The organism is Erwinia sp. ErVv1, assembly GCF_900068895.1.
Lineage (GTDB): Bacteria > Pseudomonadota > Gammaproteobacteria > Enterobacterales > Enterobacteriaceae > Erwinia.
This window is the reverse complement of record NZ_CDPK01000005.1, coordinates 352,160-364,089: the sequence shown is the minus strand read 5'-3', so window position 1 is coordinate 364,089 and position 11,930 is coordinate 352,160. Positions and strand designations below refer to the sequence as shown.

The window sequence follows — 11,930 nt, the reverse complement described above, 5'->3', positions numbered from 1 at the left end:
ATCAGTACTTCACGTAGGGCATCATGGCGAACGCGTTCTGCGTCAGCTCAATCAGCTGAATACCAATCCATCGCCCGCTCAGCGCCAGCGCCAGCCCCACCGCCACCAGTTTGATGGCGAAGGGCAGGGTCTGATCCTGAAGCTGCATCACGGCCTGGAGCAGCGAGACGATCACGCCAACAATGACTGCCACAATCAGCGGCGGCGCGGAGAGCACCACCACCAGCAGCATCGCCTGGCGAAACAGCGTTAGAATATCCATCTGTTCCTCACATATAGCTGTAGAACAGGCCGTCAAGCAGCCGTGTCCAGCCACTGACCAGCACGAACAACAGGATTTTTAGCGGCAGGGAGATGGTCATGGGTGACACCATCTGCATCCCCAGTGCCAGCAGGACGTTGGAGACAATCAGATCGACGACGATAAAGGGGATATAGATCAGAAAGCCAATCTTGAAGCCGTTCTGTAGCTCCGAAAGCACAAAGGAGGGAATTAACAATAGCGGGCTGTCGTGCTGCACGCTTTGTGCCATCTCTTTTGGCCACATGCGCTGCGCATTTTCCTGCAGATGCGTCAGAATATCGGCATCGGTGTTCTTCACCATAAATCGCTTCAACGGCTCCACGCCGTTGCTCACCGTATAATCCAGCCGTTCGGTCGACTGCGTATCAATCGGCAGTGACTTAACCCGCTGACTCATCTCATTAAATACCGGTGCCATGACAAAGAGCGAGGCCGCCAGCGCAATGCCATAGATAGCCATATTTGGCGGTACCTGCTGGACCCCCATCGCGTTGCGGGTGAGCATCAGCACCATGGATATTTTTAAAAAACAGGTGCAGACAATCATCAGAATCGGTATCAGCGACAGTGCCCCAAGAAACAGGGCAAGCGTCATCGGGTTGAGCGAAAGTGAATCCATTGATTATCAAACGCTCCCGCACAGAGGGTCTTTGCTGGCGGGCAGCAGATGGGTGATTTGCAGGCCCAGCCTGCCCTCTACGTCGACCAGCTCCCCCCTGGCCAGCGGATAGTCACCGTGGCAGAGCAGCGCCTCGCCGGGCTTTACGTTATCAATCATCACCATCGCGCCGGGGCTGAGACGAGTCAGTTCACCCAGCGTCAGTTTCAGCTGGCCGCAGCGAACCGACAGAGCGAGTGGCAGAGGGGCAAAGTCTGTTGCCCCGCCGGTCGGTTCGGCGTCCCGGCTGGGATCCGCTGGGTTAAGATTCTCTTGCTCATACTCGTCATGGGTAAGGGTCACGTTACTTCTCTCCATCTCGGTAAGATAAAAATGGGCCATCGTGCCGGGCTGCAGCTGCAATTCGCCCTGCAGCTGCCAGCCAGCGCTGCGAATCGTTCCCCGCCCCTCTGGGGTGAAGTGGAGCGTCTCAGGCAGCAATACATCCCCGCAGCGCAGGGACTGTAGCCCGGCAGGCGACAGCACTAATTCGCCGACGGTAATCGGCAGGCTAAGCATCATGCTATCCGGTAAAGGTTGCGCGTCCTGCTGCCATCCGGTTTTATTAATAAGGTGTTCCAGGCTCGCGGTGCTGAGCGCCAGCAGGCTTTCAGCCTGCTGTTCCCCCCGCACCAGCGTTAACGTCAGCAGCATGTCAGCGGGTTCGGCAACAGACTGCGTAAGAGATAAGTGGCCGAACAGCGCAAGAAGTTCGGCAGAAAGTTGCTGTTGCCACCACGGCCAGTACCAGGCCTGCTCGGGCGCTTCCGGCTCAAGGGCAAATAGCGGACAGGTGGACATCAGCGAACAGACCGCCTCCGCGTCGGAAAACTGTAGCGAACCCGCGTCACAGACCCAGTGGCTCATCCCTTCGGGACAAGGCATATTCGCCAGCGTCAGCCGCATTACGCCGGGCTGGCCTGCCAGCGTAAAAGGCCATGAACAGCCCGCACCGATGCGCTGCCGCAGACGGGCATGTTGCGCAGAGACCTGCCGTAATGTCAGGGCCGTCATGCTTCAATCGCCTGATAGTCATCGGGCTGACGACGCTCAACGCGCAGTCGCACCCGGCAGGCCATGCGCTGGCGAAGCGAGAGGCGACACCGTTCCTGATGAGGCAGCAGCGCCTGCCAGGCCCCGGACTCGAGGCGCAGCGCGATATCCCAGCCGCCACCGGGCAGCGCGACCATCTGCGCGTCAACGTTGCCAAGCTTCGGCAGCATCAGGGTCAGCATCATCTCACCCGGCGGGATCCCGGTTAGCGACGAAGCCAGCGCCGGTTCAATCTCCTGCCACAGGGCCATCGCAGGCGGAGCAGACGGCGTTGCCGTCTCCGCCATCGGGGTAAAATTCTGCTGCGGATCCGAACCGCCCCCGTTGAGCGTCAGTAAAGGCATCATCACATCGTCACCCTTTTCCAGCAGGGCGCTAAACAGATCGTCTTCCTCCTCTGAAGGCCGCCTGAACTCGCTACGCGAGGCAGGCCGACCGGATGCGGCACGCTCCTGACTACGGCTGGCAGGCGACGGGGCGCCGCGCTTCTGCCCAGCGGCAGGCTCCGGCAGTCGCGCGGCTCGCGCATCCGGCCGCGCGGTTCTTCCCGCCGGGGCCGGATGCACCTGTGCCCGCCGCTGATTTTCACGCTGCTGTTGCGCCTGGCGCTCAGAGGCCTGACGAAGCTGATGCGCAATGGCCGATTGTGAAAGAGTACGGATCATGCAAACCTCTCCTGCTGTAGCAAATATTCCAGCTTTTCTGCTTCCCGCAGGCGACGCCGCGTCTCCTGCTGGGCCTGCTCCACCTTTACCTGCTGCTCGCCGTGCTGCTGCGCCAGCTGGTCAATATTCATCCGCTCCCTACCCACCCGCTCTGCCGCCTGCTGCTCCTGCTGTAGCGCACGTTCCAGCCGAAATTTTTCCTGGCGTACACCGCAGTTCTGCCCGTCAAATGCCCGACGCACCTGCTGGTAATCCTGCTGCCGCCCGGCCAACCGCTCGTCGGCCTCGGCCTTTTTATCGATCAGGGTACGAAGCGCCCTCTCCTGCTCACGCTGCTGACGCTCGCTGCGGCTCAGGCGCTGCCGCCGGATGGGCAGCAGCAGATTAAGGGTATGCTGTAGCTCGACCGCCGAGGGGTCGGTGGTCAGTTCGGGTTCGGGATTAGCGTGGCGGCGCATGACGGCTTACCTCGGCAAGTTGAGAACAGGTGAGATCGAAGCTGGAGGGATCGCGCATCGGCTGCTGGAGATAACCGTTTATCGCATCCTGAGCCTGCACTGCCGCATCGGTCAGGCTGTCGTTACCCGGCTGGTATTCGCCGAGGCGGATCAGCATTTCTACCTGCTGCCAGGCGGCCATCAGACGACGCACGTCGGTCGCCTCGCTCACCTGCTGCCGCGCCACCACGCTGCTCATGGTTCGACTCAGGCTGGCCAGCACGTCAATCGCAGGATAGTGGCCGCGCTCCGCCAGCTTACGGGTGAGCACGATATGCCCGTCAATCAGCGATCGCACCTCGTCGGCCACCGGATCGTTCATTGAGTCCTGTTCGATCAGCACCGAATAAAGGGCCGTAATTGCACCGGTGGCGGTCTGCCCGGCGCGCTCAAGCAGCGTTGGCAGCAGGGTATAGACCGAAGGCGGCAGGCCACCGCGACCGGGCGGTTCGCCCAGCGCCAGACCGATTTCTCGCTGGGCGCGGGCAAAACGCGTCAGGGAATCGAGGATCAGCAACACACTTTTCCCCTCGTCACGAAAGGCTTCCGCAATGGCGGTGGCGGTAAAGGCCGCCCGTGCGCGCTCCATGCTGCTGCGGTCTGAGGTGGCGCACAGCAGCACGGTGCGGCTGCGCAGTTCGCTGTCCAGCTCGTGGTCAAGAAACTCGCGCAGTTCACGACCGCGTTCACCAATCAGGCCAAAAACAATCACATCACAGGGCGTATTACGCGCCAGCTCCGCCAGCAATGTGGTTTTACCACAGCCTGCGCCGGCGAAAATCCCCACGCGCTGCCCGACCCCCAGCGTCAGCAGGCCATCAATGGCCCGCATACCGGTCGGCAGCGGCGTATCAATGCGGGGGCGTTCGGTGGGCGGAGGCGCATCCCCCAGTACGGGTTTGATCCCGTCACGGTAGCCCTCTTCCGGCTCGGCAAAGGCGCTGATGCCGCCCTGCTCGACGGCACGACCGAAACCATCCAGCACGCTGCCTAACAGCTGCGTTGAGACGCGAATACTGTGGGGCTGATAGAGCGGCGTCACTCTCGCGCCCTGGGCGATGCCATCCAGCTGACCCAGCGCGGAAAGCAGGGTGTGCTGCGGGTTAAAGCCGACCACCTCGGCCAGTACGCGACGGTTATTTTTGCCCTCAATGCGGCACAGGTCGCCAATCCGTGCGCCGGGCAGGCTGCTTTCAAGCAGAATGCCGCTGATGCCCGTAATGCGACCAAAGACGCTAACTGGCGCAAAGTTTGCCAGCCGCTGCTGATGTCGCTGCGTCCAGTCGCGGATGAGCCCATTGACGTCCAGCCTCACCAGTTCACCTTGATATGCTCACTGCCGGCGAATTCAACTTCACTGGAGGTAATGGCCACCAGTCGCAGATCCTTGACCTGATCGCCAATAAACAGGCGCTGTCCGGCGTCGGTCACCACGTTCGCCCGTTTGCCGGTGGTTATCTGCACAATGCGGAATGGCAGTTTGGCGCTGCGCAGGCGGGTGGTATTGACCAGTTTTGGCACCACGTTGTACTGCGCCTCAAAGCGCACCAGCATTCTTTCCAGGATCTGCAGCTGCTCTTTGTTTAACTCTCCCTTCAGAATCATCGTGCCTTTGCCCATATCGATTTTAACGCCGGGCGTCAGTCCACGATCGCGCAGCATCGCCACCAGCGGCGGGCGAACTTCCTGCAATGTCTCCAGCACCTTACGGTTTGAGCCGCCGGTAGAGGTTTGCGCCACGGTGGGCTGTAGGATCCAGCTAATAATGGTAAAGCTCAGCAGCAGGATCAGGCTGATGGAGAGCACCTGAACCCCGCGCGAGAAGGTCGGTGACGGTACGGGTGGCGCCTCTGGGGGGGCAGGTTGTGCTACCGATTGTGCTACCGGCTGAGGCGCCGCGGTCATGGCTTCCCACGGGCTGTTCGCGGGTGAGAGGCTGAGCCAGACCTCCCCCAGTGCGAACGGCTGGTCAACAGGAAGAGGATCCAGCAGGTCGATATTCTCTCCGGCTGCGGTACGCACCTTGCCTTCCACTGCCTGCAGCAGCCAGCGATCCTCCGCAAAAATCAGCGTCGCATGTCGTGCGGCCACCCCCGCATCCGTCAGTTGCAGACCGGCGTCCTCACTCTGTCCCAGGGTCCATTCTCCCCCGGTGACGGGAAGTGCCGCCCCCTGGTGACGGCCTGTTAACACGCGTAGCTCAAACATTTTTCAGCTCCTAAGCATCAAAGGACTCGGCTGAATCGTCCAAGTCCAGGCGACCCACCACATTAATCGACAGGTTTGATTGCAGCTCGGCGAAAGACAGCACCGGCACCTGATGAAATTCATCCTGAATCAGACCGCGTAGCGGACTGCGCAAATCCTGTGCGACCAGCAGCACGGCGGAGGCGGCATTTCCCGGCGCAAAAGCGTTATGCATCTGGGCGAGAATGGCCATATTCTGCTCCTGCGTCAGGGCGAAAAAGACTTCGCTCTGGGTCTGGCGCAGCGCGTCACGCAGCTGCTCCTCCATTTCCGGCGTAAGCAGCCAGACGTGCAGGCCATCCTCCTGGCTATACTGGTAGCAGATGTGCTCTTTTAATGAGATGCGGACCAGATCGGTAAGCAGGCTGATATCACGCTCATGCTGACCATGTTCGATCAGCGCCTCCGCAATCGCCCGCACCGAGCGCAGCGGAATACGTTCAGAAACCAGGTTTTGCAGCACGTTAGAGAAACGGGCGATGGGCATAACACGCTGTAGCTCCTGTGCCAGCTCTGGCTGCTCCGTCTCCAGCCAGCCCATCAGCGCCCGCGTCTCCTGTAGTCCAATAAAATGCGGTGCGCTGGCGTGGATGGCATTCTCCATCCGCTTCATCAGCAGATCGTGAAAGCCCCAACGGGCCGGTTCGTCGCTCTGCAACAGGGGATGGTCGGGCGGCAGCCACAGCAGGTCGCCCTCCCGCCGGGCATCGCTGCCGGGGACTACCCCCTCCTCCTCTGCCAGCCTCTCATGCTCTTTACGGCTCACCGCCAGCAGGGGCACCCGAAACGTGCCGATCACCCGGGGAATTTCATACACGGAATAGCGGAATTCATCGGCAGGCAGCTGATCCTGAAATTCAATATCAAACGCAGGCAGCGTAAAGCCGTAGTTATAAACAATGCTGTTGCGCATCCGGCGAATGGCCTGGACCAGCTCCAGCGTCTCTGCCGTCCCGCGCGCGGCGCTGGGGAACTGCAGAAGATAGGGCCGGGTGGGATTAAACTGGCGCAGATCCTCGGTGCCGTTAAGTTCGGGCGGCACCACCTCGTTCTCCATCTGCGGCTGGTTTGAAACCAGCTCGCGCCGCGCCCGCCACACCTGAAAGCTGCCGGTCGCCAGCGTCAATACCGACAGCACCACGAATACGCCGGTGGGCATACCCGGCAGCAGCGCAAAACCGAACATGCCGATGGAGGAGAGGATCCAGGCTTTCGGCTGGCTGGTAAGCTGCTCGGCTATCTCACGGCCAATATTGTTATCGACGCTGTTATCACTGTCCGATGAGACACGCGTGATAATCATCCCGGCGGTCAGCGAGATAAGCAGCGCCGGGATCTGCGCGATCAGGCCGTCACCCACGGTCAGTACGGAGTAGGTCTGCATGGCATCGCCCGCTGGCATTCCCAGCTGCATTACGCCAATGCTGAAGCCACCAATCAGGTTGATAAACAGAATAACCAGCCCGGCAATCGCATCCCCTTTAACAAACTTCATTGCCCCGTCCATTGCGCCAAACAGCTGGCTCTCCTTGGCCAGATCCACCCTGCGGCGTTTAGCGGTACCGACGTCAATCAGACCGGCACGCAGATCGCTGTCGATCGACATCTGCTTGCCCGGCATCGCATCCAGGGTAAAACGCGCGGCAACCTCGGCCACCCTCTCTGACCCCTTGGTGATAACCAGAAAGTTCACCACGGTGAGGATTAAAAACATCACCATGCCCACGGCCAGGTTACCGCCGACCACAAAGGTTCCGAACGCCGCCACGATATGACCCGCATCCTGCTGTACCAGGATCTGACGGGTGGTGGAGATCGACAGCGCCAGGCGGAACATGGTGGTCAGCAGCAGCACAGCCGGAAAACTTGAAAAGGCCAGCGGTCGGGGCAGGTACATCGCTAGCACCACCAGCAGAGAAGAAATACAGATATTGACGGCAATCAGGGTATCAATCAGCCCCAGCGGCAGCGGAATGATCAGCATGAAAACAATGGCCATCGCAAACATGGCGCCAATGATTTCAGAACGCTGCATCGCGGCCAGGGCAATGCGATTTAATATTAAAAAGATGCCGTTCATCGCTTTCCCCTGCTAGCCTTTCGCCGCTGCATTATTTTCGTTGTTCACCAGAACCCTGATCGTATCGCGCAGCATATTCATCGCGGGCGAGCGTTGTTTACGGTCCTGCCACAGCATGACGGGCATCTCGTGCATCAGTGGCAGCAGGCCGTTGAAGAACAGCATCTGGGCCGCCGGATGCGTGCCTGCATAGTCCTTACCTATTTTTTGGATATCCCGCCCCGTCAGTCCGTTATGAGCAAACCCGAGCAGGCTGCGGGTCAAATCAATGGCGCCCAGCGACGCGGAAGGGATTTTCCCCCCCGCGCGCAGCCGTTCGAGGAGCTTACCGCTGCCCGCGAGGACATGGCTTATCTGTCCGGCCTCGCTGAGGCCCGTGTGGATTTTGTGCAGCGACTGGGAGGAAAGTGAGGGCGTCAGCGAGGCGATATCCTCGGACAGCGCCCGCTGAAGCGTACGGAGCCCCGGCATAAACTGCTCGTGGCCAAAACGTTCCAGCAGGCTGTCGAGGATCACCGAAGCCGACTGGTGTTTCACAATGCCGCGATAATAGAGGTTACGCATCGACTGCTTTTCGGTGGGGTCGGTAGTAAAGCTGGCGATGGCGGACGCGGTATTCAGACCGGCTCTGACCTCATCGCCGTAGCGGGCATGCAGCTTATCCAGACTGCTGCTGGCGGCGGCGGCGGTCTGATGGTCACCGGCCCGATCGGCCTCGCGCAGGGTCATCCGCAGCAGCAGGTCACAGCGGGCCGGATCCCCTTCCGCTGCCTCGACCAGCGCACTCGCTTCCGGCTCCCCTTCGCCGCGTAACACGCTGCTCAGCGCGCTCAGGCGCGTCTCCAGCCGATCCTGCTGCTGGCCATCGAGCATTTGATAAAGCTCACCCAGCCGCTCAATACGCTCTACGGCACCGCGATTACTGCGCAGGTGCGCCGTATTAATCTGACGGCGCGCCAGTCCTTTGCTCCTTTTCTCCATCTTCTCGCTGAACAACATACCAATCTCTTCCAGCGAGTCTGACAGGGAATCCGCTGCCGACCGGGTATTCACCGCTCGCGTCTGCGTATTCGCCCCAGCCACGGCACTCGTAGCCGCGGACGGGGTATCCTGTTTCAGCAGCATTTTAGACAGTGCCTGCTGAGAATGAAAAGTGGACTGGATTTTGATCATGGCAAACTCAATGTGGTGAACACGATGCCATTACGTGGTCGAAAATGACCATAAGTTCCCAACCGCGTTAACCCTTCCCTGCAAAAAAAATAAGTCTTTTCGGGGGAAACTTTACCCGCGCGTTATTAGTGAAAATTATGGCACAGGTATTTTCCCCGAAAGTAAGACTTTTGTCTCAGATAATTCTTAAGCAAAGAGCCCCGTGTAGCAATAATAAGGCCTGAGCAAAATCTACCGGTCTGGCACACTCCTTGCAGTGTCTATTGAAACCCGTATTCATTATTTAAGGAGTGATGCAATGTTAGCGACCTCAATAGCCGAAGTGTCATATATGTCTGAAGCACCCATGCCCGTTTTATGGCAGGATATTCTTTGCCAGCAGAATCGCAAGCTGATTAACTTTATTCGCAAGCGCGTATCCAACCGCGAAGACGTTGAGGATATTGCCCAGATGACCTGCGTGGAAGTGCTGCGCAACAGCCATAAGTTTCTCGGCGCATCGCGCCCTGAGACGTGGTTGTTTGGTATTGCCGCCAACCTCATCCGCAACTACTATAAAACGCATCAGAATCGTTTTTTGTTCGACAGCCTGAATGAAGATAATGTGATTGAGCTGGTCCAGGAGTGCGACCCAAGTGATATTATTGCCAACGATCAGCTACTTAGCGTAATGGCGACCTCCATTGATAAACTCCCTGCGGATACCCGTGAAATGCTCTCGATCCTGGTCGAGCGCAATGGCAGCTACCAGGATGTCGCCACGTCGCTCGATATCCCGCTCGGCACGGTGAAATCGCGTCTGTCACGCGTTCGTGAGACGCTTAAAAGCACAATAAGCTGACTAAAGCTAACTTTTTAGCGGCAATATGGGAGGGAAGTTTTATATTTGGCGCTGGGTCAATATTCAGATCATTTCAGGTAGTCACTGTAGTAAATATTTGTTGTAATTAGTCTCTCAGGTGTAGAATCTTAGTTAATGTAACTGAGTGGTAATAGTTATGCCTGAATTTTCTTTTCTATTTGTCATACAGAGAGAGCCATGCTTTCATCTGAAATATTCAGTCTCAACGTGAGCAAAATTTCGCTTGATGCGCGGGCTATCCTGCCCGACTTTGCGCTTGACAAAGTGAATGACGCTATTTATTTAGTCGGCCAGGACTCCAGGCTGGTATATATCAATAATAAAGCCTGCGAAATGTTAGGTTATAAATATCAGGAGCTGATACGTTTAAGCTATTCCGACGTTGAGGGCGAACTCCAGGATCCCGATGTCGCCGCGCTATGGTGGAAACTGAGTTTGCGTCCTGAAGGTATCCGCTTCACGTCTCAACACCGGATGAAAAACGGTGAGATTATCCCGGTTGAGGTCAGCTCCAGCGTGTATGAGCATCAGGGGCAAAACCTGGTACTCTGCGTGGTACGCGATGTTCGTGAACTCAGGCAGCGGACCGAGCGCTATTTGCAACAGGAGCAGCAGTTTCGCTCGCTGGTGGAAAACTCACCGGATCTGATTGCGCGTTTTGATACCCAGATGCGCTGTCAGTATGCCAACCCGCTGGTGCTTGAACTGACCGGCTGTAGTGAAGAGCGTGCGCGCGGGTGGCGTCTGACAGATTCCATTCCCTTCGATGAGGTGGGAATGCGCCTGTTCCGTCTGGTATCGAACACGCTGGCCAGCGGAGAAAAGAGCGAGGCCGAGCTGGAAGCCCACTACGGTAAACGCTCGATGGTCCTTCACGTTCGCTGCGTGCCGGAATACGATCTTAAGGGCGATATCGTGTCAGTTTTAGCTGTGGGTCGCGACATCAGCCGCCTGCGCGAAGTCGAAAATGAAGTGCGGGCCGCGCACTATCAGCTGCGACTGCTGGCCAGTAAGCAGCAGCAGCAGTCCGAGGATGAGCGTAAACATCTGGCACGCGAAATCCATGATGAGCTGGGTCAGCACCTGACCAGCCTGCGGGCTGGCCTGTCGCTGATTGGCATGCAGGCCAGCAGCCCGTCACAGGTGACGCAGCAGGTAGACTATCTGATGACGCTCATCGACAGCACTATTCAGGTGGTACGCGACGTCTCCACACGCCTGCGGCCAAATATGCTGAACATGGGGCTGGTGCCCGCGCTGGAGTGGCTGCGCGACGAGTTTGTAAAAACCAGCGGCTGTAGCTGCATGCTGCTCGTTCCGGAAACGAAACCGGTCACGCTGTGCGATCGCGCAGTAACGACAATATTTCGCGTTGTCCAGGAGTCGCTAACCAATATATCCCGACATGCCCAGGCCAGTAAGGTATCCATTATTGTGCAGGCTTCGCGCGACGCGCTCCTTATTCAGATCCGCGATAATGGTCGGGGTTTCCAGATGCAATCCGTGCGTAGGGATGCTTTTGGCCTGCTGGGCATTCAGGAACGGATGGATATGCTTGATGGTCAGGTCACTATCAATAGCCAGCCCGGTGAAGGCACCCAGCTGGAATTGACCCTCCCTCTGCCGGCAAAAAAGCCGTGATCGCCGGCTGCGCCGGGCTTAATAAGGCAGTATCGACGAGGGAAACCGAATGAATGACGTGATACGACTGGTCATTGCCGATGACCACGCGCTGATGCGTGAAGGATTGAAGCAAATTTTTGCTCTGGATAAGCGTCTTTCCGTAGTGGGTGAAGCGGGAGATGGCGGTCAGGTACTTGAGCGGCTGCGCCTCGGCGGGCTGGATCTACTGCTGCTGGATATTTCTATGCCCGGCATCAGCGGTGAGGAACTGATCAAACGCATTCACCTGCAATACGAAAACCTGCCGATCCTGGTGCTCAGTATGTTTAATGAGCCGCAGATCGCCCGCCGGGTTTTGAACTGTGGCGCACTGGGCTATATCACTAAGGATAAAAATCCCGATGCGCTGCTGACCGCGATCCGCAGCGTGGCGGGAGGATCGCGTTATATCGATCACGACCTCGCACAGGAGATCGTTTTTGCTGAATACCAGAACGGTAACCGGGCGCTACACGAGACGCTGACCACCCGCGAACGGCAAATTCTGATGCTGCTGGCACACGGTGAGACGATCAATGCCATCGCCCAGACGCTTTCAATCAGCAATAAAACGGTCAGTACCTATAAGTCACGCATGATGGACAAAATGCAGTTCAGCAGCAACGCCGATATTGTGAAGTACGCGATAAGCCATCATCTTGTGCAGTAAATTCAGTCTGGCGGCTCGCTGCCGCAATGCATACTCTCCCCTTGCCCCGTGCGTGATCC

At 58.0% G+C, this 11,930-nt stretch carries 12 protein-coding genes; 3 read left to right on the top strand and 9 right to left on the bottom strand.

Translation table 11 applies throughout. The features are described from left to right. Nucleotide 1: 1 nt before the first annotated feature. The 9 genes from sctS to sctW are packed head-to-tail and all read right to left on the bottom strand — an operon-like array spanning nt 2 to nt 8,677. A complete protein-coding gene (sctS, locus tag A1830_RS10445; protein WP_067705464.1) occupies nt 2-262 on the bottom strand; it encodes a type III secretion system export apparatus subunit SctS in 261 nt (86 codons plus the stop codon). A gap of 7 nt (nt 263-269) precedes the next feature. Continuing rightward, nucleotides 270-923 carry a type III secretion system export apparatus subunit SctR gene (sctR, locus tag A1830_RS10440; protein WP_067705462.1) on the bottom strand — a complete coding sequence of 218 codons (654 nt, stop codon included), beginning with the start codon at nt 921-923 and terminating at the stop codon, nt 270-272. Nucleotides 924-929: 6 nt separating this feature from the next. Next, the gene (locus A1830_RS10435) at nt 930-1,976 is read right to left on the bottom strand and encodes a FliM/FliN family flagellar motor switch protein (protein ID WP_067705460.1); all 1,047 of its coding nucleotides are present in this window, start codon (nt 1,974-1,976) and stop codon (nt 930-932) included. Next, the gene (locus A1830_RS10430) at nt 1,973-2,680 is read right to left on the bottom strand and encodes a type III secretion system HrpP C-terminal domain-containing protein (protein WP_067705458.1); all 708 of its coding nucleotides are present in this window, start codon (nt 2,678-2,680) and stop codon (nt 1,973-1,975) included. The genes A1830_RS10435 and A1830_RS10430 overlap by 4 nt, the downstream gene beginning before the upstream one ends. Continuing rightward, nucleotides 2,677-3,138 (bottom strand): hypothetical protein, encoded by a 462-nt coding sequence (locus A1830_RS10425; RefSeq protein ID WP_067705456.1) that lies wholly within the window; start codon nt 3,136-3,138, stop codon nt 2,677-2,679. Before A1830_RS10425 ends, A1830_RS10430 begins: the two co-directional genes overlap by 4 nt. After that, complete coding sequence (sctN, locus tag A1830_RS10420; RefSeq protein ID WP_197473322.1) at nt 3,122-4,468, bottom strand: type III secretion system ATPase SctN; 1,347 nt, start codon at nt 4,466-4,468, stop codon at nt 3,122-3,124. The genes A1830_RS10425 and sctN overlap by 17 nt, the downstream gene beginning before the upstream one ends. A gap of 20 nt (nt 4,469-4,488) precedes the next feature. Then, a complete protein-coding gene (locus tag A1830_RS10415) occupies nt 4,489-5,385 on the bottom strand; it encodes an FHA domain-containing protein (protein ID WP_067705452.1) in 897 nt (298 codons plus the stop codon). Nucleotides 5,386-5,395: 10 nt separating this feature from the next. Continuing rightward, nucleotides 5,396-7,504 (bottom strand): type III secretion system export apparatus subunit SctV, encoded by a 2,109-nt coding sequence (gene sctV, locus A1830_RS10410; protein ID WP_067705450.1) that lies wholly within the window; start codon nt 7,502-7,504, stop codon nt 5,396-5,398. A 12-nt stretch (nt 7,505-7,516) separates the two neighbouring features. After that, on the bottom strand, nt 7,517-8,677 hold the full coding sequence (gene sctW, locus A1830_RS10405; RefSeq protein WP_067705448.1) for a type III secretion system gatekeeper subunit SctW: 1,161 nt from the start codon (nt 8,675-8,677) through the stop codon (nt 7,517-7,519). Nucleotides 8,678-8,975: 298 nt separating this feature from the next. Here sctW and A1830_RS10400 point away from each other — a divergent pair, with 298 nt between their 5' ends. The 3 genes from A1830_RS10400 to A1830_RS10390 all read left to right on the top strand — a co-directional run bounded on the left by A1830_RS10400 (nt 8,976) and on the right by A1830_RS10390 (nt 11,871). Next, on the top strand, nt 8,976-9,518 hold the full coding sequence (locus A1830_RS10400; RefSeq protein WP_067705446.1) for an RNA polymerase sigma factor: 543 nt from the start codon (nt 8,976-8,978) through the stop codon (nt 9,516-9,518). Between the two features lie 198 nt (nt 9,519-9,716). After that, nucleotides 9,717-11,180, top strand: a complete 1,464-nt coding sequence (locus A1830_RS10395; protein WP_067705444.1) for a PAS domain-containing sensor histidine kinase — start codon at nt 9,717-9,719, stop codon at nt 11,178-11,180. Nucleotides 11,181-11,229: 49 nt separating this feature from the next. Continuing rightward, on the top strand, nt 11,230-11,871 hold the full coding sequence (locus A1830_RS10390; RefSeq protein WP_067705443.1) for a response regulator: 642 nt from the start codon (nt 11,230-11,232) through the stop codon (nt 11,869-11,871). Nucleotides 11,872-11,930 lie beyond the last annotated feature (59 nt).